Source organism: Bradyrhizobium sp. HKCCYLS3013, assembly GCF_051167615.1.
Taxonomy (GTDB): Bacteria; Pseudomonadota; Alphaproteobacteria; order Rhizobiales; family Xanthobacteraceae; genus Bradyrhizobium.
The window spans coordinates 93,808-107,262 of the sequence record NZ_JBNPTK010000004.1; the positions used below are offsets into that span (position 1 = coordinate 93,808).

The window sequence follows — 13,455 nt, forward strand, 5'->3', positions numbered from 1 at the left end:
GTCTGATTGGCTCCGTGGGCAATGCCCACCGCGATGCCAGCGCCAATTGCGCCTCCCGCGAGCCCACCGAGGTTGCCTCCAATGGTCGTTCCAAGTCCTGGTCCTGCTACGGCTGATCCAACTACGCCTCCAAGTGCCTGGCCAATCGGAGCTCCGATGGCAAGGCCAATGGCTGCTGCCGTCGCATCCGCCGTAGTCTGGTCAACCATCACCTTCTCCCGTTAATTTGAAGCGCAAAACAATTCTTCGCTTGGCTTGAACGTACCAAGCGAGCCCTCTTCGATTCGAGGCCGTCAGCTCGAACGATCGGCATTTCCTTTGATGATACGTTGAGAAGCAAGACTCCCGATGAGTCCCGCGCATCCAGCCATTGCGAGCAGAACGATGAGCGAATGCGACAATTCAAACTGGGTCGACAAGAAAAAGAACACCCAAAACAGCGCGAAGGCGATAGTGCCCGTCAGAATTCGGCCCTTCCACTTTCCGCCAAACAATTCCCAGTTATTCCTGTTGATAGACATCTGACGTCCATAAGCGCGCTCAGAACAAAGGACAATCGCGATCGAAATCAATAACCCAATTCATCGTAGCGATCTGCGGGTTCGATGCGTCGTGCAAGCGTCAAGGATGCCCCCCTGATCACAAGCCAACCTTTTGCGACGATATGGAGATGCCACTGTAGTTAAACGCATGCCGAACTTCGGTACGGTCAATTCGCCCCCCCCCTCGTCAGGCAACTTCAACCGTTTAGTACTCTCATTCAGAGAAGTGCATCGATACATCTAAGGTTGAGTAGTGACGTGATGGTTGAAGAATGGCATGACTGTCACCCGATGTGCAATCAGCAAATGGCGCGATCTAATGAAAATTTTTGGATCAACGAGTAACTGATGCCTAGCACGGCTCTTGATTGCACAGCGGGATCCAGTCCGCCCCCCCGTCTCCCTGGACACGCTAGCACTTTCAGATCGAGTGGATATACATCCAAGCCAGTAAGGTCCTATATGAGAGCTAGCGCAACATTTGCGAAGAGCGTTGCAAAAGCGATAGGTTCCGTCACCAACGAGCACATTCAGACTGCGAGCATCCAATGAAATATTTCCGTCTCGTTCAAAAGGAAATCAACGTCGCTCCGCTACTCGCGGAGATTGACGGTCAGGAGACTGTCTGGCTAGCCAACACGAGCCGGCAGGACAAGATTCGCGTCCAGCGCGACACCAACACGATTTTCCTGCGCAATGCGGTTGTCAGGCCGGATCTGCTCATCAACGAAAATCAGGAGAGCGTCGCAACAGGCATGTCCGCGCACTTTCCCCTGGCGATGGGCTTTCTGGCCAAAGCCGCGGAGCTGTTCAACTCTTCGCTCTCGAGAGCAACGATCGTCCGCCTGAAGCCAAGGTCGTCGGTCGGCGTTCACATTGATGTCGGCTCCTACTATCTGATCCGTAATCGTTTTCATCTCGTATTGAAGAGCCCGTCCGGGAGCGTCTTGCGAAGCGGAAACGAAGAGGTCAGGATGCGCGAAGGCGAGTTATGGTGGTTCGACAACAAGCAGCACCATTCAGCGTTCAACGAGTCGAACGAGTGGCGTATTCACTACATCTTCGATCTGCTACCGGCGGCCTATGCCAGACTTGCGGTCAATCCCCTGCCGCTAGAAGACTCCTTGCCTGCGTATTCTGAGTCCGTCGGCGCCGAGCGGTGACCGAGACCCGCCGTCCGGCGGTTATCGTTCCATTGTCGTCTGGCAACCGTTCGAATGCGTAAAGATGGTTCATGTAGGTCGACACGAAGATCCTGCTCCCGTCCGGTGTCGCCGCGACGGCGTTGGTGATAGCGTCCGGGAGTTGTAGCCGTCCCAGGATCTCGAGGGTAACCGGATCGATCTCCATCACCACGCCGCCGTTGGTGCCGATGACCACCCGGCCGTCGACCAATCTCGGCGAGGAATAGACGCGCGCACCAGCCGAGATCTTCTTTGCCAAGGTCATCGTCGCGAGGTCGATCACATAGATGCTGCGGTCTCCGGAACCGCAGAACATCCGATCCCCGACGATGAGCGGAGTGGTGTAGCAGATCTCACCGGTTTCCCACTCGCCAAGCTTCCTTCCTGTCGCGGCCTCCAGAACATAGATGGATTTGTCGAACGATGCGAAAGCCACCAGCCCGCGTCGCTCGCAGATTGCGGGGGAATATTTGACCGACCGCCTGGTCTTGAATGCCCAGACCAGCTTGCCGCTCTTGGCTTCGAGGCCGGCCATGACATGGTCAGCAATTCCCCAGATGATGATGTCTCCTCCCCGCCAATAGGCAGGGGACCCATGCTGGTATTTGCCGACAGGATGTTCCCAGACCTTTTCACCTGATTGAATATCCAACGCGGCGATCCCACCGCGCGCCCAGGGCCGCTCGTACTCGAGTCCAAAATAGACCAGACCATGTTGTGCCACGACGAGCGGCGATGCGCCGATCCATTCGCCGTGGGCGCGCACCCAGGCGGGTCGACCGTTCGAAGCGTCGAGGCAATAGGCGACGCCGTTATAGGCACCGAAATAGAGACGGCCATCGTGATAGCAAGGCGACGACCAAATTCCTTTGCCTGGCGCCGCACCCGTGACCTGATATTCCCAGAGCACCGTGCCGGTCTCTGTATCAAACGCCTGCATTTTCGCCGCGTCGCAACCGCGAAACAGGACCGCGCCGACGAGCAGCGGAGCGGACTTCGGAACGATGTGAAACGGAACGCCTCCGGGCACGGCTGTATGCCAGAGCTGCCGATAGCGTTGACGTGGCGGTGCCGGATTTAGCTCCAGGCTCAGACCGAAATCGTGGAGCTTGAAGAGCGATTGAACCTCGATGCCATGTCGGGTTCTCCATTGCCGTCCAGCCTTGGATTCATAGTCGATCACGACGAAGAGAGTCTGAATGCTCGCCCCCGCGGCTTCAGCCACCGCGCGCGCCTTCTCTGCGCTCTTTGCCGAGTTGATGAGATCGTCCACCAGAACCACCGGCGCCTTGGTGACCTCGCCCTCGATGATTCGACCGAGCCCCGTGGCCTTTCGTTCCTTGCGGATGATGAAGCCGTTAACGCCCCGATGCCGCTCCGGCGCCCGCAGCAGGATTGCGGTCAGCAGCGGAATGGCAGCAGTTTCCATGCCGCCGATCTGGAACTGATCCCGGTCACCGTTCAAGGACCAGAACTCATCAGCAATAGCCGCCAGTAGATCGGGGCGCATGAAAGCTGCACGGAGATCGATCATCCAGCTCTGGAAGCGACCGCGCGTTGAAATCGGCCTAGCGTCTGACCGATAAATGCTCTTCTTGTCGATCTCTGAAAAGATATCAGCTCGCTTCATGCTCTGCACGTTGATGACTCGCACTTCATCTCTCTCGTAGACTCTCGTGCCGATAGCGGAGCAGCGGCGACATCACATATTCAATGATCCGCCTTGTCCCCGTCTTGATCTCCACTGTCACCGCCATCCCAGGCGCGAGCGCAACCATCTTGTCCTCGACCTGCATCTGTTTCTCGTCCAGCGACACCCGCGCCGAATAGATGAACTCCTGCCCTGCCGGCTCGCTGGTCTCGGCCAATGCACCAGCGGGCTTGGCGCCGGCTTGCTTGTCGGCGGGCTTCTCACGGACGATCGAATCCTGCGAGACGTTGATGACCCTCCCGTGGACGAGGCCGTAGCGGGTGAAGTTGAAGGTGTCGATCTTGATCTCGGCCGGGTGGCCGACATTGACGAAGCCGATGTCGCGGTTGGAGATCATGGCTTCGGCCTCGAGCTGGCTGTCAGCGGGCACAATGAGCATGAGTTGTTGCGCCGGTGTGACGACCCCACCCACAGTGTGAAGCGCGAGCTGCTGCACTGTGCCGTCGATCGGCGCGCGCAGGACCTGCTCGGCAATCTTGCGCTCAGCCTTGACGAGGTCCTGAGTGAGCTCATCCGCCTTTTTTTCGGCATCTCCCAGGTCGGAGAGCACCTGGCGCTCGAAGCCAGAGCGCGTCTGTGCCAGCTGCTGCTCCAGCGCAAGCCGCGCCGCCTCGATTTCGACAAGGCGCCGGGTCTGCACGATGCGCTCGTTCTGCTGGTCGATCAACCGCGACTGCGCATCGAGATAAGCGATCTGGTTGCCATATTGGATCTCCTTGGCATTGCGGCGGATGTCGGCAGTCTCCTGCAGGAATGGCAAGGTCGCGTCGATCTTGCCTATGGCCGCCCCTACCGACTGCGCCTCGGCTCTCTTCTGCGCAATCTGCTGCGCGGTCGATGAGAGTTTCGACAGCTGCTCGGCAGCCTGGGCCTGCAACGCAGCGCGCGTGTGTGCAACGTCAGCCGGAGCCGCGCCTCTCGGTACCGACAGCGGTCGTAAGTCGGAAAGATTGTCGAAACTATCTCTGATGACAGCAAGCCTTGCGACATCGAGCTTCGCCGACATCAGATCCTGGGCCACGCGCCGACGCTCTGCCTCAGTTACGGTGTGGTCGAGCTCAACCAGCACGTCGCCGGCACGGACCTTGTCGCCGTCCTGGACATGGATCGCAGCGACCACGCCCGCGTCCAGCGGCTGGATCGTCTTGGTGCGGCCGGTCGGCACAATCTTGCCTTGCGCCGAGGCGATGATGTCGACATGGCCCAGGATCGACCAGCCGATCGCGATTGCGAAGAACAACATGATCGTAGCAGCGATGGCGCGCCCCGCGGGCGACGCCGGCGTCTCCACGATCTCCAGCGCCGCGGGCAGGAACTCGCGCGCGTCGTTGCGGCGCTTGCGCCGTGCGTCCAGCGAGATGGGAGCGTTGTCTTGCCGGTGCGCCTCAGCCGACGACATGGAGCCCCGCCTGGATCTGGTGCAGGATCGCGTAGCGCCCCGCGCGCTTGATCAGCTCGTCATGGGTGCCGTCCTCAACCAGGCGCCCATTCTCGACGGTGATGATGCGGTCGGCATTGCGCACGGCCGACAGCCGGTGCGCGATGATGAAGACGGTGCGCCCGGCACAGATCTTGCGCATGTTGCGCTGGATGATGTTCTCGCTCTCATAGTCGAGCGCCGAGGTTGCCTCGTCGAAAATGAGGATACGCGGATTGGTGACCAGCGCACGGGCGATCGCGATGCGCTGCCGCTGCCCGCCTGAGAGACTCGCGCCGCGCTCGCCGACAACAGTGTCGTAGCCGTCGGGCAGCCCGAGGATGAAGTCGTGGGCGCCGCCGAGCTCGGCTGCCTGGATCACCCGCTCCATCGCCATGCCGGGGTCGGCGAGCGCGATGTTGTCGCGGATCGAGCGGTTGAACAGCACGTTCTCCTGCAGCACGGCGCCGATCTGCCGCCGCAGCCAGGTGACATCGGCGACCGTGAGATCGACGCCGTCGATCAGGATGCGGCCGCTCTCCGGCAAATAGAGCCGCTGGATCAGCTTGGTCAGGGTCGACTTGCCCGAGCCGGAGGGGCCGACGATCCCAACCACCTGCCCGACCGGCACCTTCAGGCTGACATCGTGCAGCGCCAGCGGGCCATCGACGCGATAGCGGAAGTGGACGTGGTCGAACACGACCTCGCCGCGCACCGGCGGCAGCGCGGCGCGGCCCGGATTGAAGGCCGGCTCCGGCGTGGTGTTGAGGATGTCGCCGAGGCGGGCGATCGACAGCCGCGCCTGGTGGAAATCCTGCCACAGCTGCGCCAGCCGCAGCACCGGCTGCGCCACCCGCCCGGCCAGCATGTTGAAGGCGATGAGCTCTCCGACGCTGAGACTGCCCTCGATCACCAGATGCGCACCGAAGTATAGCGTCAGCGCGGTGACGATCTTGCTGATGAACTGCACCGACTGGCTCGCCCAGTTGCCGAGCGACAGCACGTCGAAGCTGGCGCCGACATAACCGGCGAGCTGCTCCTCCCAGCGCCGCTGCATCTGCGGCTCGATCGCCATCGCCTTCAGGGTCTGGATCGCGGTGACGCTCTCGACCAGGAAGGCCTGGTTCTCGGCGCCGCGGTCGAACTTGACATCGAGCCGCTTGCGGAAGATGGGCGTCACGCCTGCCGACAGCGCGATGTAGAACGGGAAGGAACCGACCACGATCCAGGAGAGGAACGGCGAGTAGTAGAACATCACTCCCAGGAAGACGAAGGTGAAGGCGAGGTCGATGACCAGCGTCAGCGCCGAGCTGGTGATGAAGTTCCTGATGTTCTCGAGCTCACGCACCCGCGCCACGGAGTCGCCGGCCCGCCGCGCTTCGAAATAGGCGATCGGCAGCGCGATCAGATGGCGGAACAGCCGCGCGCCGAGCTCGACGTCGATGCGGTTGGTGGTGTGCGAGAACACGTATGTTCGAAGACCGCCCAGCGCCGTCTCGAATATGGTGACGGTGACGAGGCCGAACACGAGCACGTCGAGCGTGGTGTAGCCGCGGTGGGTCAGCACCTTGTCGGTGACGACCTGGAAGAACAGCGGCGTGACGAGACCGAACAGCTGCAGAAAGAACGAGGCGAGCAGCACCTCGCCGAGCAGCCGGCGATATTTGTGCATCGCCTGCAGAAACCATGTGATGTCGAAGCGCCGCGCCAGATCGGAGAGCGAGGCGCGGCGCGCCAACAGCACCACCGTGCCGGTCCAATTGGCTTCGAACTCGGCCCGCTTGAGGCTCTGCGGCCGATTCACCAGGGGATCCTGGATCAACGCCGCCTCGGCCGTGACCTGCCCCAGGATGACGAACGAACCATCCGGCCGCGCCACGATGGCCGGCAGCGGCAGCTTCGCCAGCCCCTCCCACGTCTGCCTGACCGCACGCGCCTTCAGCTTCAGCTGCTTGGCGCAGCGAAGCATCTCGGTCACGCCGACCGGCTGTCCCGCAAGCTGATGTGCAATCTGCGCCGGATCGACGGCGACCTGATGGAACCGCAGCAGCAATGTCAGGCAGTCAAGCCCCGTATCCCTCTGCCCCGCGTCCATGGCCCCGCACTACCCTAAGTCGTGGGTGCATATTGTACCACCGACAACAATTCGACAAGATCTGACACTGCTTGTTGCGAAGATATTTTTTTCGATGGACGGGACGCGAGCTCGCGCGTCAATCGTGGTTCCTGCAGCGAACACGACAAACACTTGCAGAGAGACAGAGCCTGCCAACCATAGCCATAACGACAGATGAACCCGGCTGCAGATCACCTCTGCGGCCTGCTACACGTCAGTTTTGTGTAAGCTGCTCGCGCTTTCCTCCGTTCTGTACGTAAGACGCATCTGCGCCTACAGAATACGGCATCTGCGGCGTCAAAAGTCCCTATGGGTGCCGCTTGCGAATCGTTCGCCAACTGCACATTGCCCCTATTAAGTCCCAGCTCTGGCCCAGCCAAAACTGAGCATGCAACTCCAGGCGCGGGGTCTACTCAAAATCAAGCGCTCCTACTACGAAGCTGCCTCCGGAGAAATGAGTGCAAACGCGAATTGCGGTGCTCGCACGCCCGCGAGAATCAACTCCAGGACCGAGGCTTGGCTCGGTGCGGCAAGAAACCATTAAGCATCTGAGCGGTACTGAGATGAAATACCCGCTAAGGTTGCTCTATTGTGCCTCTTTGGGCACGGGTCTGGATGTGACTCGATTGCTCAAACGACCGGCATTAGCGATGTCAACAGCGCCCATTGGAAACCCTGACTGGCGGCTACGACTCGCTGCCTCATGACATTCACGTCTCGGCGAGTACGACATCATCGACGGCAAGAAGGTGCCGGTCTGGTTTGCCACGGGCGAGAACCGCCCCTGCTCTGCTTCGCTGGGGTCTGGACCAACTTGACCTGCGTGCGCAAGATCAAAGACGGCGAGGTGTCGTGCGACCTCTACGGATTCATGATCACCGAGCCGAACTCGATCGTCGCACCGGTCCATCCTAAGCGATGCCGGTCATCCTGACCACGACCGAGGAGCATGACGTTTGGCTGCGCGCCGTGGGATGACGCAAGGTGCTGCTGCCGACGCTGCCGACAACTTGGTCAAGACCGCTTTTCGCCCATCTCGGACCTTCATCGCCGCCAATGTCCGCTCTCGGGGATCGATCGTAGTCAACCGACGGAGCGGCTTTAGGGCAGCTTTTGACCCTGGCTGTGTGAAAACGCTGCGCGGCTGTTATGATTCTCCAGTGATTCTTTTGGGGGAATCGATGAGGCGCTTCGTTGAAGAGGCGGATCGTGGGCAATGGACGCTGTTGCCTGAATGTCTCGATGATTTCATTGACGAGAGCAACCCCGTTCGCGTGATCGACGCATTTGTCGAAGCGCTCGATTTGTCTGAGATGGGTTTTGAAGGGGTGGAGCCGGCAGCCACCGGTCGGCCGTCGTACCACCCCTCGGTTCTCCTGAAGCTTTACATCTACGGCTATCTGAACCGGGTGCAGTCGAGCCGGCGGCTCGAACGGGAGGCCGGCCGCAATCTCGAGGTGATGAGGCTGCTGGGTCGGCTCGCGCCTGATCACAAGACCATCGCCGACTTCCGTAAAGACAACGGCCTGGCGCTTCGCATGGTCTGTGCGCGCCTTGTCGAACTCTGCCGTGGGATGGGCCTTCTGGCGACGGCGAGCGTCGCCATCCATGGCAGCAAGTTCAAAGCCGTGAACAACTGTTATCCGGCGTGCAAATTTGACCCCCTAAGCTGGGGGATCGGCGTCCAAAATTGACCCCCCGATTGTTGGCCGTAGCAGGCTGCCCGCTTCGGGTTGAAGCGGGTGGTCAGGGGGATGCTGGTTGTGGAGACGATTGCGCGCATCAGGCGCGAGCACTTCGTCAAGGGCAGGACGATCAAGGAGATTGCGCGGGACCTCAAGGTCTCGCGGAACACCGTCCGCAAGGTGCTGCGGTCGGGCGAGACATCATTCGAGTACGAGCGGGTGGTGCAGCCCCGGCCGAAGCTTGGGCAATGGACGAACGAGCTCGAGCGATTGTTGTCGGCCAACGCGGCGAAGGCATCACGCGAACGGCTGACGCTGATCCGGATCTTCGAGGAGCTGCGCGGCCAAGGCTATGACGGCAGCTATGATGCGGTGCGGCGCTACGCCAGGCGCTGGGCCAATGAACACGGTGAGGCCACGGCGGCGGCCTATGTGCCGTTGAGCTTCGCGCCGGGCGAGGCCTACCAGTTCGACTGGAGCCACGAGATCGTCCTGTTGAACGGGGTGACGGTGACCGTGAAGGTCGCCCATGTCCGGCTCTGTCACAGCCGGATGCTGTTCGTCCGCGCCTATCCGCGCGAGACGCAGGAGATGGTGTTCGACGCTCACGACCGGGCGTTTGCCTTGTTCAAGGGCGCCTGCCGTCGCGGCATCTACGACAACATGAAGACCGCGGTCGAGACCGTGTTCGTCGGCAAGGACCGGCAATACAATCGCCGCTTCCTTCAGATGTGCAGCCATCATCTGGTCGAGCCGGTCGCCTGCACGCCCGCCTCGGGCTGGGAGAAGGGCCAGGTCGAGAACCAGGTCGGCCTGGTCCGCGAGCGCTTCTTCACGCCCCGGCTGCGCTTCAGGAGCTACGAGGAGCTGAACGCCTGGCTCCTCGACAAGTGCATCGCCTATGCCAAGGCGCATCGCCATCCCGAGTTGGCGGAGCAGACGATCTGGGAGGTGTTCGAGGCCGAACGCCCCAAGCTCGTCCCCTATGCCGGACAGTTCGATGGCTTCCATGCGGTGCCGGCCTCGGTCTCGAAGACGTGCCTGGTCCGCTTCGACAACAACAAGTACTCGGTGGCGGCGAGCGCCGTCGGCCGCCCGGTCGAGGTGCATGCCTATGCGGACCGCATCGTCATCCGCCAGGACGGCAGGATCGTCGCTGAGCACAGCCGCGCGTTCGGCCGAGGCGAGACGCTCTACGACCCCTGGTACTACGTCCCGGTGCTTGCCCGCAAGCCCGGGGCTTTGCGCAACGGTGCGCCCTTCAAGGACTGGGTGCTGCCGGCTGCGATGGAGCGCGTGCGGCGAAGGCTTGCCAGTGTCGACGATGGCGGCCGGCAGATGGTCGATATCCTCACCGCCGTGCTGACCGATGGCCTGCCGGCGGTCGAGGCCGCCTGCACCGAGGCGATCGCCGAAGGCGTCCACTCCGCCGACGTCATCCTCAACATCCTGGCGCGCCGGCGCAACCCGGAACCGCCTCCCACCATCTTCACGCCCGCCGCACTGACCCTTCGCCACGCCCCGGTCGCCGATTGCGCCCGTTACGACAACCTCAGGAGAACCGTCTGATGGAACGATCCGAACTCTTCGATCTCATGGGTGAGCTCGAGCTCCATGGCATGAAGGCTGCCTTCGACGAGATCATGGCCAACGCCGTCAAGCGCCAGCATGAGCCCCAGCGCATCATCGGCGATCTGCTGACCGCCGAGATCAGCGAGAAGCAGGCCCGCTCGATCAAGTACCAGCTCACCATCGCCAAGCTGCCGCTGGCCAAGGATCTCGGCGACTTCCAGTTCGAGGGCACGCCGATTAATGCTGCTCTGGTGCGCGATCTCGCCGGTGGGAGCTTCCTTGCTCAGCAGCGTAACGCCGTCCTGATCGGCGGCACCGGGACCGGAAAGACGCATCTGGCCATCGCGATTGCCCGCAGCTGCATCCGTGCCGGTGCCCGTGGCCGCTTCTTCAACGTCGTCGACCTCGTCAACCGGCTGGAATCCGAGGCCCGCAATGGCCGGCAGGGCCGGCTCGCCGACCACCTGACCCGCATGAACTTCGTCGTGCTCGACGAGCTCGGCTATCTGCCATTTGCCCAGTCCGGCGGCCAGCTGCTGTTCCACTGACCTGCCACTGAAGTTTCATCCAGCAGCTTTTAGAGTCCGAGCGGGTTTTGCAGTGAAGCCCGGCGAACGTGTGCGGCGCCGTTTTCCGCGGAGTACCGTGACGTTTTCAACCGGGTTGGATGTCAGCTTACGATTCGAGACACCCCACCGGAACAGGCTCTTGAGCCCGGCGAGGTCCTTGTCTCTCACCGTCTTGGGGCTCACTTCTGTGAGGCGGTGTGTCTTGAACCTCAGGATATCGGCCTCGGTGATCCGGCGAGCGTCATCGTGCTTGAGGAACGCAGACAACGTTTCGATCGTGCCGGAATAGGCCTCGTACGTCGATTGCTTCCGCCCTACGGCAGCAGCTTCCGTCCACCAGCCTTCCAGCAACGATTGCAGGGTCACGGAGGCGTCCTTCGTCTCGAAGGAGGGAAAGCGAGCCGCCCTCGGATCAGGCGTGTAATCGCCCGCAGCAGCACGCTTGAGGCGCCATCCGGCGTCGATCGACGCAGACGCGACCTGAACCATGAACTTGCGCCGGGTTTCCGGATCAAGCTCGATCCCTCGTTGAGCCAGCACCCAGTCAGCCAGGAGACCGAAACGCGATTCGAGCGCCTCGTGCGCTTCACCGGGCGGCAAAGCATTCACGCCTGCGGTGAGATCATCGCCGAACGCTGCGGCGGCTTGATCAATCTCACCAACTCCGATTTGGCCGGGAAGAACCGCTGCCCCCTTGAATCGCCCCTCCATCGCGGCACGGTGGAACGCCTTTTGCGCCGCCCACTGGAACGTGGTTCCGGGGTCTCGTTCATAGATCTCGACATAAAGTCTGTAAGCATCACCGGAGAGCGCCACGAGCTGCCGATGATCGAGACGCTGTGGCCCCTGCTCTGCCGCATCGAAGATGTTCTGGAGCGCCTCCCGTGCGGCCCGCTCGCGGCGCTGGGTGAGTTTCTGGTCGTCCGTCCGGAGAGAGAAGCTGACGACGTTGCTGAGGGTCGTGGTGACCGTCAGGTCGCCCAGCGGCAGGATGACGCGCCGGCCCCGCACCCGGTCCAAAACCCTGGTCGGTACCCGCATGCGGAATTGAGATTTCTTGGAATCGGCGCGCTTCGCCACGTAGGTCTTTCTGAGGCTCATGATGGATGTACACCGGTTTTGTGCACCGGTTTATCGATCAAATGGCCCAGAATTTAAGGATTTCAAGTACTTAGCTGGCAGGAGTGGAGAGGCTCGAACTCCCAACCCCCGGTTTTGGAGACCGGTGCTCTACCAATTGAGCTACACTCCTAGCGAGCCGGGACAGTGTCGCCGGTTCGCGCGCTTTGAAGCATAGACCTCCCCCCGAATGCAAGGGTGCAATGGGGCAAATCGACTGGTCAGACCACAACTTCCGCGCCAGACTTGATGCAAACCGACAACAGGACTTCAGGGAGAGCCCATGACCCCGCCGACTGCCGCATCCAGCGTGCCCCTTTCCGCGCTCCGCTCGCTGACGCCGCCGCTGCCGGATGACCGCCCCGAGGCGCTGGGCCTGTCCCAGGCTCGGCTGCAGCGGGCCTCCGATGCATTCAAGCGCGAGGCCGACAAGGGAACCATCCCCGGCGCCACCCTGCTGGTCGGCCGCCGCGGCCGGATCGGCTGGTTCGACGCCATCGGCCGGCAAACGCCCGACGCCGACACGCCGATGCGGCCGGATTCGATCTTCCGCATCTTCTCGATGACCAAGCCGATCGTCTCGCTCGGGATCATGATGCTGGTCGAGGACGGCGAGCTGCTGCTGTCCGATCCGGTCGCCAAGTTCATCCCGGAATTCGGCGAGCAGAAAGTGGGCGTCGAGACCGGCGGCCAGCTGGAGCTGGTGCCGGTCGCCCAGCCGATGACGGTCCAGGACCTGCTGCGCCACACCTCGGGCCTCGCGTATGAGCACACCGGCACCGGGCCGGTGCACCAGCTCTACCAGCAGTCGCGGGTGCGCAGCCGCAAGATCACCAATGCCGAGCATGCGACAATCGTCGCCGGCCTGCCGCTGATCTGCCAACCGGGCGCCGAGTTCAACTACAGCCGCTCGACCGACATTCTCGGGCGCATCATCGAGGTCGTCTCGGGCCAATCGCTCGGCGCCTTCCTCGCCGCGCGCATCCTCAAGCCGCTCGGCATGAACGAGACCGCCTTCTTCACCGCGGAGGTCAATGCCGGCCGGCTCGCCGAGCCGTTCGCCAAGGACCCGTGGACCGGCGAGGCGGTCAACCTGTTCAAGATGACCGAGCAGCCTCTGATGGAATCCGGCGGCGGCGGCCTTGTCGCGACCACCATGGACTACGCGCGGTTCTGCGCCATGCTGCTCAACCGCGGCAGCCTCGATGGCATCAGGCTGGTCGGCCGAAAGACGCTGGAGCTGATGGCCTCCGACCATCTCGGGCCTCATGTGAAGACGCAGGGCACCCTGCTGTCGCCCGGTCACGGTTTCGGCCTCGGCTTCGCCGTGCGCCGCGAGGCCGGCATCGCCCCCTTCCCCGGCTCGCCCGGCACCTTCTTCTGGAGCGGCATCGCCGGCACGTTCTTCTGGATCGATCCGAAGGAGGAGCTGTTCTGCGTGTTCATGGCCCAGGCTCCTGGACAGCGCGACTACCTGCGCACGCTGGTGCGCGACGTGGTGTATGCCGCGGTGGAGTGAGGGGGCGCTTGTAGCCCGGAT

General features: G+C 62.1%; 8 protein-coding genes, 1 tRNA gene and 2 pseudogenes. 5 read left to right on the plus strand and 6 right to left on the minus strand.

The genetic code is table 11. The annotated features are described in order from the left end of the window. Positions 1-293: 293 nt before the first annotated feature. Positions 294-521 (minus strand): hypothetical protein, encoded by a 228-nt coding sequence (locus ACQR1F_RS09440; RefSeq protein ID WP_434912906.1) that lies wholly within the window; start codon positions 519-521, stop codon positions 294-296. Between the two features lie 569 nt (positions 522-1,090). Here ACQR1F_RS09440 and ACQR1F_RS09445 point away from each other — a divergent pair. After that, positions 1,091-1,705, plus strand: a complete 615-nt coding sequence (locus ACQR1F_RS09445) for an aspartyl/asparaginyl beta-hydroxylase domain-containing protein (RefSeq protein ID WP_434912907.1) — start codon at positions 1,091-1,093, stop codon at positions 1,703-1,705. On the opposite strand, the gene ACQR1F_RS09450 is transcribed toward ACQR1F_RS09445, so the two are convergent. Genes ACQR1F_RS09450 through ACQR1F_RS09460 form a run of 3 tightly spaced genes read right to left on the minus strand, consistent with a single transcriptional unit; the run spans position 1,641 to position 6,949 of the window. Further along, entirely contained in the window at positions 1,641-3,380 is a 1,740-nt protein-coding gene (locus tag ACQR1F_RS09450; protein WP_434912908.1) for a PQQ-binding-like beta-propeller repeat protein, read from the minus strand. The genes ACQR1F_RS09445 and ACQR1F_RS09450 overlap by 65 nt on opposite strands. 1 nt (position 3,381) lies before the next feature. Continuing rightward, the gene (locus tag ACQR1F_RS09455) at positions 3,382-4,836 is read right to left on the minus strand and encodes an HlyD family type I secretion periplasmic adaptor subunit (protein ID WP_434912909.1); all 1,455 of its coding nucleotides are present in this window, start codon (positions 4,834-4,836) and stop codon (positions 3,382-3,384) included. Next, entirely contained in the window at positions 4,823-6,949 is a 2,127-nt protein-coding gene (locus ACQR1F_RS09460) for a type I secretion system permease/ATPase (protein ID WP_434912910.1), read from the minus strand. Before ACQR1F_RS09460 ends, ACQR1F_RS09455 begins: the two co-directional genes overlap by 14 nt. 1,202 nt (positions 6,950-8,151) lie before the next feature. On the opposite strand from ACQR1F_RS09460, the pseudogene ACQR1F_RS09465 reads away from it, so the two are divergent. The 3 genes and pseudogenes from ACQR1F_RS09465 to ACQR1F_RS09475 form a co-directional block, all read left to right on the plus strand. Then, a pseudogene (locus ACQR1F_RS09465) lies at positions 8,152-8,607 on the plus strand (transposase); the annotation flags it as partial. Positions 8,608-8,724: 117 nt separating this feature from the next. Continuing rightward, positions 8,725-10,224: an IS21 family transposase gene (gene istA, locus ACQR1F_RS09470; RefSeq protein WP_434912911.1), complete on the plus strand. Its 1,500-nt coding sequence runs from the start codon at positions 8,725-8,727 to the stop codon at positions 10,222-10,224. Continuing rightward, positions 10,224-10,772 (plus strand): annotated as a pseudogene (locus ACQR1F_RS09475) (ATP-binding protein); the annotation flags it as partial. The gene istA and the pseudogene ACQR1F_RS09475, both read left to right, overlap by 1 nt. 18 nt (positions 10,773-10,790) lie before the next feature. Here ACQR1F_RS09475 and ACQR1F_RS09480 read toward each other — a convergent pair. Together ACQR1F_RS09480 and ACQR1F_RS09485 are read right to left on the minus strand one after the other, a co-directional pair. Continuing rightward, positions 10,791-11,897 carry a phage integrase N-terminal SAM-like domain-containing protein gene (locus ACQR1F_RS09480; protein ID WP_434912912.1) on the minus strand — a complete coding sequence of 369 codons (1,107 nt, stop codon included), beginning with the start codon at positions 11,895-11,897 and terminating at the stop codon, positions 10,791-10,793. 75 nt (positions 11,898-11,972) lie between these two features. Continuing rightward, positions 11,973-12,048: transfer RNA gene (locus ACQR1F_RS09485), tRNA-Trp, on the minus strand. Positions 12,049-12,198: 150 nt separating this feature from the next. On the opposite strand from ACQR1F_RS09485, the gene ACQR1F_RS09490 reads away from it, so the two are divergent. Next, positions 12,199-13,434, plus strand: coding sequence for a serine hydrolase domain-containing protein (locus tag ACQR1F_RS09490; RefSeq protein WP_315800984.1), 1,236 nt, complete (start codon positions 12,199-12,201; stop codon positions 13,432-13,434). Positions 13,435-13,455: the final 21 nt, after the last annotated feature.